This is a genomic window from Variovorax sp. 01N429 (genome assembly GCF_056399425.1).
In genome coordinates, this window is record NZ_JBFTRG010000002.1 from 235,330 (window position 1) to 251,619 (window position 16,290).

The window sequence follows — 16,290 nt, forward strand, 5'->3', positions numbered from 1 at the left end:
ATGACACTGGCACCCACCGCCGCCTACCAGCAGCAGGGCGACGACGAAAGCGAACAGGTCGGCATCCGCTGCGTGCTGATGCGCGGCGGCACCAGCAAGGCCCTCTTCTTCCACGAAGCCGATGTACCTCCGCCCGGTCCGGCGCGCGACCGCGTGCTCAAGCGCGCGATGGGCACGCCCGACGTGCTGCAGATCGATGGCATGGGCGGCTCGCGCCTCGTCACTTCGAAGATCGCGCTCATCAAGAAGTCCGAACGCGGCGATGCGGATGTGGACTACACCTTCGCGCAAGCCGATGTGGAGCGTGACCGCATCGGGTATGACGCCAACTGCGGCAACATCTCCTCGGCGGTCGCGCCCTTTGCCATCGACGAGGGCCTGGTCACGGCGGTCGAGCCGGTGACCACCGTGCGCATCCACAACACCAACACCGGCACTCTGCTGGTGTCGAAGGTGCAGGTGAAGAACGGGAAGGCGCGGATCAAAGGCGACTGCGCCATCGCCGGCGTTCCGGGCACCGGTGCCGAAATCCTGATGGACTACACCGACACGCTGGGCGCCAAGACCGGAAGGCTGCTCCCAACCGGCCAACCGGTGGACAAGATCGAGCTCGAAGACGGGCGTCGCATCGAGGTCTCGATCGTCGAGGCCGCCACGCCTTGCGTGTTCATTGCCGCCGGCGCCTTGGGCTTGACCGGCAGCGAGCTGCCGCCAGCCATCAGCGCCGACCGCGCCTTGATCGAGACCATCGGCGAGATCCAGTCCAAGGCAGGTGAGCGCATTGGCCTTTACAAGCACTGGAAGGAAGTGCACCTGCCCGGGCTGCCGCTGGCCGTGATGGTGGCGCCGCCGGCCGACTACATCGATACGAACCACCAAAGCGTGAAGGTCGGCGACTGCGACCTGCGTGCGCGGCTCGTATTCCTCGGCAAGTGCCACGACAGCATGGCCGGCACCGGATCGATGTGCACCGCCGCGGCCTCGCGCGTGCCCGGCACGCTGGTGAACATTGCCGTGGGCGCGCGTGCCGGCACTGACACGCTGCGCATCGGTCATCCCCTGGGCGTCATGACGGTGAAGGTGGTTGCGCGCTCCGGCGACACAGCCGCTTCCACACGCTTCGATGCACTGGGCCTGCAGCGCACCGCACGCCGCCTGATGGATGGCACCGTGTACGTGCCGCGCGACTCGGCCTGAACGCTCAGACGATTTCAAGAACGACGGAGACAGACATGCCCGCAACCTCTACGCGCCGCCGCGCCTGCGCAGCCTTGGCCGGCCTGGCGCTGGCCGCCCCCACCTTTGCCTTCGCGCAGAACGCCTTGCCCGCCAAGCCGATGCGCATCGTCGTCGGCTATCCCGCCGGCCAGACGGTCGACATCGTCGCGCGCAACTTCGCCGCGGCTCTCAGCAGAGAGATCGGCCAGCCGGTCATCGTCGACAACCGGCCGGGGGCCAACGGCAGCCTGGGCGCACAGGAAGTGAAGAAGAGCGCGCCCGACGGCACCACGATTCTCCTGGGCACCCTGGGCCAGATGACCATCAACCCCACGCTTTACAAGAAGCTGCCCTACGACACGCTGAAGGACTTCGCGCCGATCGCCCAGGTCAGCACCGGCGCGCTGCTGCTGGTGGCCTCGCCGTCCTTCGGCCCCAACAACCTGAAGGAGCTGATCGACTACGCCAAGGCACGTCCAGGCAAGGTGGACTTCGCTTCCGGCGGCAACGGCATCACGGCCCATCTGGCGATGGTGGTGCTGGAACGCCAGGCCGGCCTGCAGCTCAATCACATCCCATACAAGGGCTCGCCGGCTGCTATCAATGACGTGATCGGCGGCCAGGTACCGATCATGTTCGACGCTCTCGCTGCAACCCTGCCGCAGGTCAAGGCCGGCAGGCTCAAGCCGCTCGCCATCTCCAGTCCGAAGCGCAACCCGCAGCTGCCGGAGGTGGCCACCGTCGACGAGCAGGGTCTGAAGGGCTTCGACATCAGTTCCTGGGTCGGCTTCCTGGCGCCGGCCGGCACGCCGCCAGCCACGGTGAACGCGCTGCACGACGCCATCCAACGGGCCTCAGCCAGCCCCGAAATCCAGGAATCCATTCGCGCCACCGGCAGTGAGCTCGCCGTCACCACGCCGGCGGAATTCGGGCGCTTCCTGCAAAGCGAGATCCGCAAGTGGGGTCAGGCGGTCAACGACGCCGGCGTTCAGATCGACTGAGAAAGCGACGAGAAAGGTTCACTGCAAATGACACACCCAGCGCTGCCCACGGACCCCGGCGGTCCTACCGGCCAGCTGTGCGACTGGCTCGCCGGCTTCTCCCTCGATCAGGCGCCGGCATCGGCCCGCGAGCGTGCCAGGGCGCTGACCCTGGATGGCATCGGCTGCGCCATCGTCGGCGCGCAACTGCCCTGGTCCCGCACCGCGGTGGAGATCGTGCGGCGCTTCGAGGGCGCGGGCGAGCGCAGCATCGTCGGATGGGGCATGACCACCAGCGCGCCCGCCGCTGCGCTGCTCAACGGCACCTTCATCCAGGGCTTCGAGCTGGACGACTATCACCCGCTGGGTCCGCTGCACAGTGCGTCCATCGTGCTGCCCGCCTTGTGGGCCGCGGCCGAGGGCGAAGGCAGGAAGGTGAACGGGCGGCAGTTCATCGAAGCCGCGCTGGCAGGCTATGAGGTGGGCCCGCGCGTGGGCATGGCGCTGCATGGTGCGCAGATGCTGTCGCGCGGCTGGCACTCGGGGTCGGTGTTCGGCACGCATGCGGCGGCCGCGGCAGTGGGCAAGCTCATGGGCCTGGACCGTGCCCGCTTCGAAGATGCGCTGGGCCTGGCCGGCACGCAGTCGGCCGGCCTGATGGCGGCGCAGTACGAGGCCATGTCCAAACGCATGCACCACGGCTTCGCGGCCCGCAACGGTCTGTACGCCGCGGTACTGGCCGAGGGCGGCTACACAGGCATCAAGCGCGTGTTCGAGCGGCCCTACGGCGGCTTTCTTTCCACGTTCGGTGAAGGGCATGAGCCCGACGCTTCGCAGATCACCAGCGGCCTTGGCCAGCGCTGGGAGGTGGAGCGCATTGTCATCAAGCCCTACGCGGCCATGGGCGGCATCCATTCGCCGCTGGACGCGCTCTTCGACGTGTCGGCGCAGCGCCCGCTCAGGCMCGATGAAATCGCCAGGATCGAATGCGATGTGTCGCACGCCGTGTACCACCATGGCTGGTGGGTCCCCGAGCGGCCGCTCACGCCCATCGGCGCGCAGATGAACATCGGCTATGCCCTTGCGGTGGCGGCCATCGACGGCGCCGCGATGGTGCGGCAGTTCTCGCCCGCACGCATCGACGCTGATGACGTCTGGGCCCTGCTGCCCAGGGTCGAGGTGAGGCACGACCCAGCTTTCGATGCCGGCGGGATGCTCAAGCGCGGCCAGACCCGCGTCGCCGTGACCTTCACCGACGGGCAGCGCATCGTGGCCGAGCGTGCCAGCTCGCGCGTGATCGAGAAGCCGCAGGACACCGCCGGCGTGGCCGCCAAGTTCCGCAGCCTCACAGACGGGCTGATCGATGCGCCTCGCCAGCGCGCCATCGAGGAGATGGCGCTTGGCGTGGAAGACTTGCCCGACGTGCGCGAGTTGATGGCGCTGCTTGCGCCGGTGGTTCGCCCCGCGTTCGACTGAGCGCCCTTCATTCAAAAGCGAAATCAGGAGACGAGACATGCAAGCCTTCCAACAATGGAGCATCGCGGCCCTCGCCGGTCTGGCGCTGGGTACCCCTGCCCTGGCGCAGGGCGATTGGCCGACCAAGCCGATCCGCATCGTGGCGCCCTATGCGGCAGGCGGCGCAGGGGACGAAAGCGCACGCGCTATCGCCGATGGCCTCTCGAAAGCCCTGGGCCAGCCTGTGGTGGTGGACAACAAGCCAGGCGCCGGGGGCGTGATCGGCGCCGACATCGTCGCCAAGTCGCCCGCGGACGGCTACACACTGCTGGCAGGTGCCAACGGCACGTTGATCAACCCACTGATCCACCGCAAGCTGCCCTATGCAGCCCGTGACCTCGCGCCAGTGACCGGCGTGTCCTTCTCGCCCTCGCTGATCGTGGCCGATCCCGCCATCAACGTGAGCACTCTGGCGGAGTTGCAGGCCCGCGCCAAGGCGGATCGCAACGGCATCTTCTTCGGCACCACGGGCATCGGCAGCACGGGACACTTCTCGGGCGAAATGATCAAGGCGGCGCTCGGCGTGCCGTTCACCTTCGTCCAGTACAAGGGCAGCGGCGAAACCAGCCTGGCGCTCAGCTCGCACCAGGTGCAGCTGATTTCCGATGTGCCCAGTGTGACGCTCGCGAACCTCGGCAAGGCCGGCAAGGTGCGCATGCTGGCCGTCGCCTCGGACAAGCGAATGCCACAACTGCCAGATGTCCCGACCACGGCCGAGGCCGGCTTTCCCTCGATCCGCATGATCCATTGGCTGGGGTTGTTCGCGCCCAAGGGCACGCCGCCCGCGGTGCTCGACAAAATCAATGCCGCGGCGCAATCGTTCATCAATTCGCCCTCCGAGCGCGCCAACATGGCCGCCCGCAACTCGGAGCCCATGCTCGGCAACCGCCCTCAGTTCACCGCCTTCGTAGACGGCGAGACCGCTCGCTTGGGCAAGATGGCGAAGGACCTCGACATGGTCGCGGAATGATCGAAAGCGCCAGGTGCGACGAAGCAGCCTGCCCGCGGGTCTTCCTGCTCCTTGAATTCGCCTCCATCAAGGCGCGGATGCCGGCAGCGGCGAATACTCTGCTGGCACCCACGCATAAGCCTTGCCCTCGGGCCTCACATGGCCCAGCCCCGGGAAAGGAAGGTGCGCACCGGCCACCCACCACCCGCCCGCCGCCGAGCGCTGCAGCATGGCGCGGCGTGCCTGGATGGCCTCGGCACGATCCACGTCGACTTCATAGCTGGCCGTGGGCCGCGCGAACTGCACGACGTGGTAGTGCACCAGATCGCCCCACACGAGCAGCTTGTCCTGCGGGTTGACGCCGCCGGAGACGAGGTACGAAGTGTGACCTGGCGTATGGCCATGCGTTGCCACGGCGTCGATGCCTGCCGGCAGGCTGCCGTCTCCCGGCGTGAAGGTCTTGAGGCGACCCGTTGATGCGTAGGCATCGAGCGCGCGGCGCGCCTGACCGACGACGAAGCGCAAGTCCTTGGGCGTGCGGGACTCGGCCTCGGGGCTCTGCCAGTACTCAGCCTCAGTGCGATCCACCCACACTGTGGCGTTGGGGAAGGCCTGCTTGCCGTCGGTGGTGAGCACGCCGCACAGATGATCGGGATGGGCGTGCGTCAGCAGCACGTCGTCGACTCGTTCAGGTTGGAAGCCGGCGGCCCTGAGGTTCTCCGCCACGTGCCCCAAGCCGGCCCCGAAGCAGTCGGCCGTGCCGGCGTCGATCATCACGAGGCGGCCCTGAAGCTGCACCAGGTAGGCGTTGATGGCCGTCTGCAGGCCTGCCTTGTTCTCGGGCACGTAACGCCGGCTCAGCAGCGCGTCGACATGAGCAGGTGTGAGGCCGGCGATCTGCGCGCGCGGCAGCTGCACCACCCCATCGAAGAGAGCCGTGACGCGCAGAGAGCCGATGGCCTGGTGGTAGTAGCCCGGCACCTGCTGCAAGGCAGGTGATTTCGTTGGTTGCGGTTGTTGTGCCATTGCGTGACCGGTACCGATGACAAGCGCAGTTGCGAGCAGCGCGAGGCGGCGAAGGACGACGCCGGGACGGGAATGGATCAAGGTGATTGCAGGCATGGAGACTTCTTCTGGTTGATGAACTTGTTGCCCCTGCGGCCTTGAGTGGCCGCAGTGCCCTTTCATCTTCTTCCCATGTGCCTGCGCGAATCGCTCAATTCATTGCGCGATCCGCTCGCTGCGTCGGAGTTCTCAGCTACCGTTGCCGATCTGCGCCGGTTCGAGGCCGTAGCGCTGGGCAAAGCGCCGCGCGAAGGTGGGTGCAGACTGGTAGCCGACCCGTGCCGCCACCGTCTTCACCGGCCAGCGCGTGGTGTAGAGAAGTTGCATCGCGCAGGCCAGTCGCGCATCGGTGATCACGTCCAGCAGCGAGCGCCCCTCGAGAGCCAGCCGGCGGCGCAGCGTGGCACCGCTCAGGCCCAGCTCATCCTCGAAGTCGCGCGAGCGCCAGGCACGTTCCGGGTGCGCGGCCACCAGCGAGCGGATCTGTGCAGCCAGGGTGGGCGGTGGCGGAGCCAACATCGCTGTGTGCCCCATCTCGCACAGTTGCACGGCCATGTCGGCCAAGGCTGCACGTGCGGGCCCATAAGCGCCTGAACGCAACGAATCGCCCCAGGCGGCCAGTTGCGTGCCCATGCGCTGCGCTGGCAGCCCCACTACAGGTGGGCCGCCCTTCGCCACCGGTTGGGCCCACAGCATGCGCGCCGCGGCTATCACCTCGTCACAGATCGGCATGGTGATGGTGAGGTACAGGCCGGCTTCGTCCGGCCAGTTGAAGGCATCGAGCTGGCAGGGTCGCGTGATCACGAACATGTCCCCCGCGACGAGCGAGACCTCGCTGCCCTCGCCTCGAAGGCGCTTGCGACCACGCAGCACCACACCGAAAGTCGGCTGGTCGATGTCCGCCGATCGCACGCCGTGCTCGCGCGTCGCGCAGATGCAGGCATATTCCTTGGACAGCACTTCGTCCATGGTGAGCGCCATCAGCCGCTCCAGGATCGGCGCGGGCACAGGCGCGGGAGCCAAGGCAATGTCGTCAATGTCGTTCATGAGTCTCTCTTCCATCGTTGGCTACGCTCCTTCCAGTATTTGACTACCACCTGGGCTCGCGAGACTGTCATCAGGAGATAGAGAAGCGAGAGGCCGGCAAGGCCGGCGCCGTGCCACAAGAGCACGGCCGCACCTTGCCCGATGGCTTGACTGCCGATCATCGTATCGATCGACATGCCCAGATAGATGCCGGACGAATTCAACGCCACAACGAGTGAGGCTTGAAAGAGAGGGTCGCGGGCGACTGGCATACCAGCGATGCATTCGATGCTCGCCGGTGGTGGGGGCGGACTTCAAGCGAAACCCTCCTTTGGCACCGGCAGTAGTGTTCTTGCAGACGCGGGATCTACACGGCACAGGGTGATACGGAACACATATACTTCGCGCACATTTCGTATAAGAGAGACACTGATGGGTATCGTCAAGATTTCGGACCTGATGCATGAGAACCTGCGAGTGGCAGGAAACGCCCTGAGCAGGTCCATCAATGCACAGGCAGAGCACTGGATGCGAGTCGGCATGCTGACCGAGATGCATCCGGAGTTGGATCACCGAGAAATCTGCCAGCTCCTGATCCGCGCTGAACTTGCGGGCGGGCTGGACATCGCCGGGGCTGTCACAGCGCAACTTGGCAAGCCTCGCGCTTCCTCCACCGGAAAACGCTAGTGGCGCGCGGCCCTTCAATCAAGTCCGCCGAGGACATAGCGATGGCGCGGCGGGCCGGCGGGCTTGCCGCAGAGGTTCTCAGCATGATCGAGCCCTATGTGGTGCCCGGGGTGAGCACGGAGGCGCTCGACCGAATGTGCCACCACCATATCGTGAATGTCCAAGGTGCCATTCCGGCCAATGTGGGGTATCTCGGGTATCCGAAGACCATCCTCACGTCCGTCAACCAGGTTGTTTGTCACGGCATCCCCTCCCCCGACAAGATTCTGAAGAAGGGCGACATCGTCAACATCGATGTCGCCGTCATCAAGGATGGCTGGTTCGGCGACACCAGTCGCATGTACTTCGTCGGAGCCCCCAGTGTGCTGGCTCGGCGCTTGGTGGAGACGACCTACGAAGCCATGTTGGCAGGAATCCGGCAGGTCAAGCCCGGCGCGACTCTTGGCGATATTGGCCATGCCATCCAGTCGGTTGCTCACCGGGAACACTTCAGCGTCGTGCGCGAATACTGTGGGCACGGCATCGGGCAGGTCTACCACGAGAAACCAGACGTGCTGCACTACGGACAGCGCGGGGAAGGACTCAAGCTGGAACCGGGAATGGTTTTCACCATCGAGCCGATGCTCAATGCAGGCAAGCGCGAAACCAGGCAACTGGCCGACGGGTGGACAGTCGTGACAAAGGACAGGTCTCTGTCCGCCCAGTGGGAACACATGGTGGCTGTCACACCCGAGGGGTATGAAGTGCTTACGCGTTGGCCAAGAGGCACAGGGGCCTACGCGCCGGTTTGACGTCAACTCCGTACTGCACACGACGTGCACGCCCGGCCATCTCTCAAGCGCGACTGCGCTTCAGCAAATAGTCAAGCCCCCCCACCCGGAACCACCGATACCCATACGGCTCCAGCAAGAAGCAATGCCGCCCGTCGGCACCGGCCACGCTGTGGTCTTCCGACAGCACGTTCGTCAACTGCTCGCCGCCTTCACCCATCGCGCTGGCAACGAGTTCGAGTTCCTGAGGATCCGCCACCAAGTTGTGCACGAACACCACCGTGTTGTTGCGCCATTCATAGCGCACCACGAACACGCACGGCTGCGCTTGCGGCAGCACCTTGAAATCGCCCCAGCCGACTTCGGGAATCTCCTGGCGCATGCGCAGCGTGCGTTCCGTCCAGTTGAGCAGCGAATCCGGATCCCTGCGCTGCGCGGCGACGTTGACATGCTCGAACCCATAGGCTCCGCCGGAAATGACGGGCCGCACGGGCTTTTTGGCGACGGTGAAACCGGCGTGCGGCTCGGTTGACCATTGCATCGGTGTGCGAGTGCAGTTGCGCTCTGGCAGCGAAAGATCGTCGCCCATGCCGATTTCATCGCCGTAACGCAGCACCGGCGTCCCAGGCAAGGTCAGCAGCAAGCTGTAGGCAAGTTCGAGGCGCCGCCGGTCGCTCGCGAGCATCGGAGCAAGCCGGCGGCGGATGCCCCGGTTATAGAGTTGCATGTCCTTGTCCGGAGCGAACTCGGCGAAGACCTCGGCTCGTTGTGCTGGTGTCAGCCGGCCCAGGTCGAGCTCATCGTGGTTTCGCAGGAACACGCCCCATTGCGACGTCGAAGGCCGCGAGCGGGTGTCTTCCAGCGCCTTGGCCAATGTGCGACTGTCCCCACTTGCGAGCGCATAGAACAGATGCTGGTTCAAATGAAAGTTGAACATCATGTGAATGCGCTCGCCCGCATGGCCGAAGTAATGCATGTTCGTGCGAGGCATCACGTTGGCTTCGCCGAGGATGATGGCCTGGCCCTGGCGCCATTGCAGGAGCTCCCGAAACTCGCGCAGCATGTCGTATTGCAGCCTCGGCCTGGCGACGTCGGCCCCCTTGGTGGAGATCACGAATGGCACGGCGTCCATGCGGAATCCCGAGACGCCGAGCTGCGTCCAGAAGCCCATGATCTTCAGTATCTCGGCTTGCACCTGCGGGTGGCTGGTGTTCAGGTCCGGCTGAAAGTCGTAGAAGCGATGAAAGTACCAGCGCCTGGCCACCTTGTCGAAGCTCCAGGTGGACTTCTGCACGCCCGGAAAGACCATGCCCTCGTCCGCGTTGGCCGGCTTCTTGTCGGCCCAGACGTACCAGTCGCGATAAGGTGAGTCGGGGTCGGACCTCGCCGCCTTGAACCACGGATGTTGATCGGACGTGTGATTGACGACCAGATCGATCAGCACCCGCATGCCACGCTCCTCGGCCGCGTGCGTGAACTCGACGAAGTCGCCGAGCGTGCCGTATCGCGGATCGATGCTGTAGTAGTCCGAGACGTCGTAGCCATCATCACGGCCGGGCGAGGTCTGAAACGGCATCAGCCACAAGGTGGTGATGCCGAGCCCGTGCAGGTAATCGAGCCTTCGTGTCAGCCCTTCGAAATCACCGCAGCCGTCGCCATTGGAATCCATGAAAGTTTCCACTGCCAGGCAGTACACGACGGCGTTCTTGTACCAAAGGTCTTTGATCATGCAGGGGCGCTTTCTTGTACAAAATGTTGGACGCGCTCAACGTTGAAAGGAACGGCATGTCAGCCGACTTTTGGTGGAAGAACGGAATCGTTTATCAGATCTATCCGCGTTCGTTCCAGGACAGCAATGGCGATGKAATCGGCGACCTCGACGGAATTCGCAGCCGGCTGGACTACCTTGTCTCGCTCGGCATCGACGCCATCTGGATCTCGCCGATTTATCCGTCGCCAATGGCGGATTTCGGGTACGACATTTCCGATTTTTGTGACATCGATCCGCGCTTCGGCACGCTGGCCGGGTTCGACGCCTTGGTGCATGACGCCCATGCGCGGGGGCTCAAGGTCATCCTGGACTTCGTGCCGAACCATACGTCCGACCAGCACCCCTGGTTTGTGCAGAGCCGCAAGGGTCGCGACAGCCCTCGCCGCGACTGGTATCTATGGCACGACCCGGCGCCCGGCGGCGGCCCGCCCAACAACTGGCTCAGCAACTTCGGAGGGCCGGCATGGACCTTCGATGAGACCACGGGCCAGTACTACTGCCATTCATTCCTGAAGGAGCAACCCGATCTCAACTGGCGCAACCCGGACGTGCGCGCCGCGATGTACGACGTGCTGCGCTTCTGGCTTCGGCGCGGCGTCGATGGTTTTCGCATCGACGTGCTTTATCACCTCATCAAGGATGCGGAGTTTCGGGACAACCCGCCGAACCCGGCCTTCGTCGAAGGCCAGGATCCGGCCCACCGCTGGTTGCCCCTCTACACGACCGATCGTCCCGAGATGCAGCAGATCGTCGCCGAAATGCGCCGCGTGGTCGATGCATTCAGCGACGCCCGGTCCTCCCGCGTGCTGATCGGCGAGCTCTACCTGCCGCTCTCGCGCCTGGTTGCCTACTACGGGCTCAACGCCGAAGGGGTGCTCGAAGGCGTGCAGTTGCCTTTCAACTTCCAGTTGATCGCGGCCGAGTGGAACGCCGAGCGCATCGACAGCCTGGTGCGCGACTATGAAGCCGCGCTACCCCCTGGCGCTGCGCCAAACTGGGTGCTCGGCAATCACGACAAGCCGCGCATCGCGAGCCGCATCGGACCGCAGATGGCACGGCTTGCGGGCATGCTTCTGCTCACGCTGCGCGGCACGCCGACGCTCTACTACGGTGACGAGATCGGCATGACCGACGTGCCCATTCCCGCCGATGAAGTGCAAGACCCGTTCGAGAAGAACGAGCCCGGCAAGGGCCTGGGGCGAGACCCGCAGCGAACGCCCATGCAATGGAGTGCCGCGGCGCACGCTGGCTTCACGACGGGCGCCCCATGGCTGCGCCTCGCAGCCGACTGGCAAAAGCACAACGTGGAAACGCAGTCGCGCGACCCAGGCTCGATGCTGGCACTCTATCGGAGCCTCATCGCGCTGCGCGGTGCGCACCCGGCGCTGAACCAGGGCGACTATGAAGCGCTTGGATGCCAAGACCACGTGCTTGCCTATGCGCGCAACGCCGACGACCAGCGGCTGCTGATTCTTTTGAATTTCAGCGGCACCACGGCAACGCCGGCAGCGGCCTTGATGCCCAGCCGACCTATCGTCCTGGCTTCGACCGATCCCGCACGCGCCAAATCCATCCAAGGCCCATTGGTGCTGGGCCCCTACGAAGGTGTCGTGATCGGTGCCGAGGCATGAAGACGACGTCCTACGGCGTGCTGATCACCAACGAGCAGGGTCAACTGCTGATGGCGCACGCGACGGGCCGCAAGCACTGGGACATTCCCAAGGGTGGTGCTGAAGAAGGTGAGTCGGCGCGCGATGCCGCAGTGCGAGAAGTGCGTGAGGAGACGGGCATCGAATTGACGCCGGATTCATTGGCGGAAGTCGGTCGCATGCGGTATCTGCCCGCCAAGGATCTCCACCTTTTTCGAGTCACCTTGCACACGCGCGACTGCGACATCGCGAGTTGCAAATGCACGAGCTTCTTTCCTCACCATGCCTCAGGCGCGATGACGCCCGAAGTCGACCGATTCAAGTGGGTGGATGTCGTGGACATACCCGCACATGCGGCCAAGTCGATGACGGCGCTGCTTCGGTCGCTACCCGGCTTCGAGGCGATGTCGCCGTAGCGCAACGCCTTTTCTTTCAAGCGCCGACCGCTTCAGTGCGTCGCAACGACCGCAATGCCGCGGATCTGCCCGGCCTTCGGTTCCGCGTCCGGCCGTGGGTAGCGGCTGGGCGAGAAGCGGTGCAGCAATTCGGCTTCGCGGCCACGCGCCAGCGCGAGGTTGGCGAGCTTCACATGCCCATAGCCGCGGATCGTGAGCGGCACTGCGGCGATCTGCGCAGCGAGCTTCTGGTTGTCGGGCGTCAGTTCGGCCGTCAGCTCCTGCAGCCGCGCGTCGAACTGCTCGATGAGCGAGCGCTCCAGCCGGCGCTCCGCGGTGTGGCCGAACACGTCGAAAACGGTGCCGCGCACGCGTTTGCCGTGCGCCAGCCACTTCATGGCCGGCAGCATCCAGGCGCCGAGCCGGATCTTGGCGGGCGGCTGCCCGTTCTTCGGACGCGACAGCATGGGCGGGGCCATATGAAACTCAAGCTTGATGTCGCCTTCGAACTGCTCGGCGAGCCTTTCGCGGAAGGTGCCATCGCTGTAGAGCCGAGCGACTTCGTACTCATCCTTGTAGCTCATGAGCTTGAGCAAGCTGCTGGCCGCATTGCGCGTGACCGGCAAGCTCGCATCGCCGCCGACGAGTTTCTCTTCGCGCTGCTGCACCGCGCGTACGCGAGCCTCGAAACGCTGCGCCCAGGCCGCGTTCTGGTAGGCGGAAAGATGCTTGCGTCCGCGCGCGATCAAGGCATCGAGCGAGTCGTCCTGCACAGGCGTCGCCGTTGAATCGCGCAGACCCTCGATGGCTTGCGGTGCGCCTGCAGCGAGCCGGCCGAGCGAGAAGGCCATCAGGTTCGCAGCAACCGCGACCCCATTGAGTTCAATCGCGCGCGTCAGCGCCTCGAGGCTCAGCGGGATCAACCCGCGCTGCCATGCGTAGCCAGTCGCGAGGATGTTCGACGCCAGCGTATCGCCGAGGAATTCCTCCGCCATCGTCTGCGCGTCGAAAGTTTCGACCTGATTCCTGCCAGCGACGAAGCGCATCTTCTCCAGCAGCAGTTCGACTTTCAGGTCCGCATCGGGATTGCGCAGCGACTCGGCGACGGGAATTTCGTGCATGTTCGCGAGGATGCGGGTGCGTCCATGCCGCACCGTCTGCAAAGCGTCGGGTGAAGCGCCCACCACGATGTCGCAGGCCAGGATTGCGTCGGCCTGCTGGGTGTCGATGCGCACCTGGTTCAGACGCTCGGGCGTGTCGGCCAGCCGCACGAAGCTCAGCACCGCCCCGCCCTTCTGCGCAAAACCCATGAAGTCCAGCACGCTCGCCGACTTGCCTTCCAGGTGTGCGGCCATTGCGATGATGGCGCCGACGGTCACCACGCCCGTGCCGCCAACGCCGGTAACGAGCAGGTCATAGGGCGCGTTCCACGTGCGTGGCGCCGGGAGCGGCAACGCCCCCACATGCTGAAGAAAGGCATCGCGCCCAGCGGCCAGTGCGCCGCTCTTCTTGCGCAGCGCGCCGCCGGTCACGCCGACGAAGCTGGGGCAGAAGCCCTTGGCGCACGAATAGTCCTTGTTGCAGCTCGTCTGGTCGATCTTGCGCTTGCGGCCCAGGTCGGTTTCGTGCGGCAGCACCGCCACGCAGTTGCTCTGAACGCTGCAATCGCCGCAGCCTTCGCACACTGCCTCGTTGATGAACAGGCGCTTGGGTGGATCGACCATCTCGCCCTTCTTGCGGCGCCGGCGCTTTTCGGCCGCGCAGGTCTGTTCGTAGATCAGCACCGTCACGCCGGGGACTTCGCGCAAGCGGCGCTGCACCGCATCGAGTTCGCTTCGGTCGTGGAACTCAGTGCCGGCCGGAAACTTGTTCTTGATTTGCGCGTATTTGTCGATCGCGTCGCTGACGACCACCACCTGCTTCACGCCTTCGGATTCGACTTGTCGCGCAATCGCATCGACGCTGATGATGCCGTCGACCGGCTGCCCGCCGGTCATCGCCACGGCGTCGTTGAAGAGGATTTTGTAGGTCAGCGTCGCCTTGGCCGCGACAGCCTGGCGAATCGCCAGATAGCCCGAGTGGTAGTAGGTGCCGTCGCCGAGGTTCTGGAAAACATGCGGCGTCCGCGTGAACATCGAATGCGAAACCCAGTCGACGCCCTCACCACCCATCTGGATCAGGCCGGCCGTGCTCCGGTCCATCCAGTTAGCCATGAAATGGCAGCCGATTCCGGCTCGGGCGGTCGAGCCTTCCGGCACCTTCGTGCTGGTGTTGTGCGGGCACCCGGCGCAGAAATACGGCAGTCGCTTGACGGAGTCGCCATCGTTGCTCAACAGCTCCGGCAGCGTGAAGTCGCGCACGTGCTGGAAGTGATCACCAAGACCGGCGTTGTCGGGAAAGTGCACCGACAGCCAGTGGGCCACCAGTTCAATCAGGCGCGACGGCCGCAGCTCGCCAAGCGCGGATACCAGCGGGCTGCCGTCTCGATCGTGCTTGCCCACGAGTGCGGGCCGTGCACCGGCCGGCGCGTTGTAGAAGATGTCGCGCAATTGGCTCTCGACCACTCCGCCCTTCTCTTCAACAATCAGGATCTCTTCCAGCCCTTCGGCAAAAGCCTTGATGCGCGTCTGCTCGACCGGAAAGCTCAGGCCGACCTTGTAGAGCCTGACGCCGACGCGGGCGAGGCTCTCTGGCGTTACTTCAAGACGGCGGAGCACTTCCATCAAGTCGTAGTGCGCCTTGCCACAGGTCACGATGCCCACCTTGGCATGCGGGCTCTCGATGACGTGGCGGTCGATGCTGTTGACGCGCGCAAACGCGGCCACCGCTTCGAGCTTGTCGGCCAGGCGCGATTCGATGCGCAACGAAGGCAGATCGGGCCAGCGGTAGTGCAATCCGCCTGCCGGCGCGCGATGGCCCGTGGCTGCACGCACGGCGTCGGCATCGGCCCACCTTGCGATGCGCGCCTCGATCAGGTCGAGATCCACCGTGCCCGCGCTTTCGACCACCTCCGACAGTGCCGCCATGCCGACCCACGCACCCGAGAAGCGCGAGAGTTCGTAGGCATACAAGCCGAATTCCAGGTACTCCGCCACGCTGGCCGGCTGCATGACGGGCATGCTCCAGGCGACGAATGCATGGTCGCTCTGGTGCGGCATCGATGACGAGACGCAGCCGTGGTCGTCGCCCGCCACCACCAGCACACCGCCGTGTGGCGATGAGCCGTATGCGTTGCCATGCTTGAGCGCATCGCCGGCACGGTCTACGCCCGGGCCCTTGCCGTACCACATAGCGAAGACGCCTTCGACCGTGCGTTCGGGGTCCGACTCCACCCTTTGCGTGCCGAGCACCTGCGTGGCGGCAAGCTCCTCGTTGATCGCTGGCACGAAGCGGATGCCCGCATCCTTAAAACCAGGTCCGGCTTTCCAGATCGCCTGGTCGACCATGCCGAGCGGCGAGCCGCGATAGCCACTGACGAAGCCCTGCGTATTGAAGCCCCGAGCGGCATCGCGTTGGCGCTGCATCAGCATGATGCGCACCAACGCTTGCGTTCCCGTGAGAAAGATGGCGCCGGATCGCGCCCAGAGGCTGTCGGAAAGCTGATAGGCAGGCCGCTGGATGGGCGCGACGGAAGAGGAGACTGCTGGCGAGTTCATCCGAGGATTGTTCTTCGCAATCAAGAGGAATATCCTCTTCAATGCGCCCCCACCGACCCTGATTCCGAGAATTTCATTCTCACAAAATGCCATGAACGACGATTCCATTCCTCTAGACAACTACTCGCTCCAGATCCTGCTGGAATTGCAGCGCGATGCGCGTCAGACCGTGCAGCAAATTGCCGACAAGGTCGGCCTGTCGTCGACGCCCTGCTGGCGCCGCATCAAGGAAATGGAAGCGGCCGGCGTGATCCGCGGCTACACGGTCGTCATTGACCGCGAGAAGGTCGGGCTCAACCTCGCAGCCGTGACGGAGGTGAATCTGGACCGCCACAATGAATCGAAGGTGCGCGATTTCGAAAAGGCCGTTGAGGCGAGCCCGGAGATCGTGCGCTGCGTGTCGGCCACCGGCCCAGCCGATTACATCCTCACGGTGCTCGTCCCGGACATCAAGCACTACGACAAATTCCTGCACACGACCTTGTTCGACCAAGCCGGCGTCACCCACGTGCGATCGGCCATCGTGCTGCGCGAAGTGAAGTCGGAAGGAAGCCTGCCGGTCGATTTCGGGCCGGCGCGGCGATCACGCGGCTGAGCCGACGCCTGCGC

14 protein-coding genes are annotated in these 16,290 nt (G+C 64.9%); 9 read left to right on the top strand and 5 right to left on the bottom strand.

The genetic code is table 11. From position 1 onward, the window contains the following. The 4 genes from AC1DSF_RS04360 (at position 1) to AC1DSF_RS04375 (ending at position 4,683) form a co-directional block, all read left to right on the top strand. Entirely contained in the window at positions 1-1,197 is a 1,197-nt protein-coding gene (locus AC1DSF_RS04360) for a PrpF domain-containing protein (RefSeq protein WP_478123637.1), read from the top strand. Between the two features lie 74 nt (positions 1,198-1,271). Next, a complete protein-coding gene (locus tag AC1DSF_RS04365; RefSeq protein ID WP_478123638.1) occupies positions 1,272-2,219 on the top strand; it encodes a Bug family tripartite tricarboxylate transporter substrate binding protein in 948 nt (315 codons plus the stop codon). A gap of 27 nt (positions 2,220-2,246) precedes the next feature. Beyond that, on the top strand, positions 2,247-3,674 hold the full coding sequence (locus AC1DSF_RS04370) for an MmgE/PrpD family protein (RefSeq protein WP_478182377.1): 1,428 nt from the start codon (positions 2,247-2,249) through the stop codon (positions 3,672-3,674). Between the two features lie 37 nt (positions 3,675-3,711). Beyond that, positions 3,712-4,683 (top strand): Bug family tripartite tricarboxylate transporter substrate binding protein, encoded by a 972-nt coding sequence (locus AC1DSF_RS04375; protein ID WP_478123640.1) that lies wholly within the window; start codon positions 3,712-3,714, stop codon positions 4,681-4,683. A 66-nt stretch (positions 4,684-4,749) separates the two neighbouring features. Here the strand turns inward: AC1DSF_RS04375 and AC1DSF_RS04380 are convergent, their stop codons facing one another. The 3 genes from AC1DSF_RS04380 to AC1DSF_RS04390 all read right to left on the bottom strand — a co-directional run bounded on the left by AC1DSF_RS04380 (position 4,750) and on the right by AC1DSF_RS04390 (position 7,025). Further along, a complete protein-coding gene (locus AC1DSF_RS04380) occupies positions 4,750-5,784 on the bottom strand; it encodes an MBL fold metallo-hydrolase (protein WP_478123641.1) in 1,035 nt (344 codons plus the stop codon). 132 nt (positions 5,785-5,916) lie between these two features. Further along, positions 5,917-6,774 (bottom strand): helix-turn-helix transcriptional regulator, encoded by an 858-nt coding sequence (locus tag AC1DSF_RS04385; RefSeq protein ID WP_478123642.1) that lies wholly within the window; start codon positions 6,772-6,774, stop codon positions 5,917-5,919. Further along, complete coding sequence (locus AC1DSF_RS04390; protein ID WP_478123643.1) at positions 6,771-7,025, bottom strand: hypothetical protein; 255 nt, start codon at positions 7,023-7,025, stop codon at positions 6,771-6,773. Before AC1DSF_RS04390 ends, AC1DSF_RS04385 begins: the two co-directional genes overlap by 4 nt. A 160-nt stretch (positions 7,026-7,185) precedes the next feature. On the opposite strand from AC1DSF_RS04390, the gene AC1DSF_RS04395 reads away from it, so the two are divergent. Further along, on the top strand, positions 7,186-7,440 hold the full coding sequence (locus AC1DSF_RS04395; protein ID WP_478123644.1) for a ParD-like family protein: 255 nt from the start codon (positions 7,186-7,188) through the stop codon (positions 7,438-7,440). Then, positions 7,440-8,231 carry a type I methionyl aminopeptidase gene (map, locus tag AC1DSF_RS04400; protein WP_478123645.1) on the top strand — a complete coding sequence of 264 codons (792 nt, stop codon included), beginning with the start codon at positions 7,440-7,442 and terminating at the stop codon, positions 8,229-8,231. Before AC1DSF_RS04395 ends, map begins: the two co-directional genes overlap by 1 nt. A 43-nt stretch (positions 8,232-8,274) precedes the next feature. On the opposite strand, the gene AC1DSF_RS04405 is transcribed toward map, so the two are convergent. Continuing rightward, the gene (locus AC1DSF_RS04405; protein WP_478123646.1) at positions 8,275-9,939 is read right to left on the bottom strand and encodes an alpha-amylase family protein; all 1,665 of its coding nucleotides are present in this window, start codon (positions 9,937-9,939) and stop codon (positions 8,275-8,277) included. Between the two features lie 56 nt (positions 9,940-9,995). Between AC1DSF_RS04405 and AC1DSF_RS04410 the strand changes: the two genes are divergently transcribed. Beyond that, positions 9,996-11,612 carry an alpha-amylase family glycosyl hydrolase gene (locus AC1DSF_RS04410; protein ID WP_478182378.1) on the top strand — a complete coding sequence of 539 codons (1,617 nt, stop codon included), beginning with the start codon at positions 9,996-9,998 and terminating at the stop codon, positions 11,610-11,612. Beyond that, positions 11,609-12,046, top strand: a complete 438-nt coding sequence (locus AC1DSF_RS04415) for an NUDIX hydrolase (protein ID WP_478182379.1) — start codon at positions 11,609-11,611, stop codon at positions 12,044-12,046. The genes AC1DSF_RS04410 and AC1DSF_RS04415 overlap by 4 nt, the downstream gene beginning before the upstream one ends. Positions 12,047-12,078: 32 nt before the next feature. On the opposite strand, the gene AC1DSF_RS04420 is transcribed toward AC1DSF_RS04415, so the two are convergent. After that, positions 12,079-15,681, bottom strand: a complete 3,603-nt coding sequence (locus AC1DSF_RS04420; protein ID WP_478182380.1) for an indolepyruvate ferredoxin oxidoreductase family protein — start codon at positions 15,679-15,681, stop codon at positions 12,079-12,081. 91 nt (positions 15,682-15,772) lie between these two features. Here AC1DSF_RS04420 and AC1DSF_RS04425 point away from each other — a divergent pair, with 91 nt between their 5' ends. Then, positions 15,773-16,276: an Lrp/AsnC family transcriptional regulator gene (locus AC1DSF_RS04425; protein WP_478123650.1), complete on the top strand. Its 504-nt coding sequence runs from the start codon at positions 15,773-15,775 to the stop codon at positions 16,274-16,276. Positions 16,277-16,290: the final 14 nt, after the last annotated feature.

What these genes read in the sequence shown, in the direction of transcription:
- AC1DSF_RS04420 (WP_478182380.1), bottom strand. Translation starts at nt 15,681, where the DNA reads ATGAACTCGCCAGCAGTCTCCTCTTCCGTCGCGCCCATCCAGCGGCCT.
- AC1DSF_RS04415 (WP_478182379.1), top strand. Translation starts at nt 11,609, where the DNA reads ATGAAGACGACGTCCTACGGCGTGCTGATCACCAACGAGCAGGGTCAA.
- AC1DSF_RS04360 (WP_478123637.1), top strand. Translation starts at nt 1, where the DNA reads ATGACACTGGCACCCACCGCCGCCTACCAGCAGCAGGGCGACGACGAA.
- AC1DSF_RS04375 (WP_478123640.1), top strand. Translation starts at nt 3,712, where the DNA reads ATGCAAGCCTTCCAACAATGGAGCATCGCGGCCCTCGCCGGTCTGGCG.
- AC1DSF_RS04380 (WP_478123641.1), bottom strand. Translation starts at nt 5,784, where the DNA reads ATGCCTGCAATCACCTTGATCCATTCCCGTCCCGGCGTCGTCCTTCGC.
- AC1DSF_RS04405 (WP_478123646.1), bottom strand. Translation starts at nt 9,939, where the DNA reads ATGATCAAAGACCTTTGGTACAAGAACGCCGTCGTGTACTGCCTGGCA.
- AC1DSF_RS04385 (WP_478123642.1), bottom strand. Translation starts at nt 6,774, where the DNA reads ATGAACGACATTGACGACATTGCCTTGGCTCCCGCGCCTGTGCCCGCG.
- AC1DSF_RS04390 (WP_478123643.1), bottom strand. Translation starts at nt 7,025, where the DNA reads ATGCCAGTCGCCCGCGACCCTCTCTTTCAAGCCTCACTCGTTGTGGCG.
- AC1DSF_RS04395 (WP_478123644.1), top strand. Translation starts at nt 7,186, where the DNA reads ATGGGTATCGTCAAGATTTCGGACCTGATGCATGAGAACCTGCGAGTG.
- AC1DSF_RS04425 (WP_478123650.1), top strand. Translation starts at nt 15,773, where the DNA reads ATGAACGACGATTCCATTCCTCTAGACAACTACTCGCTCCAGATCCTG.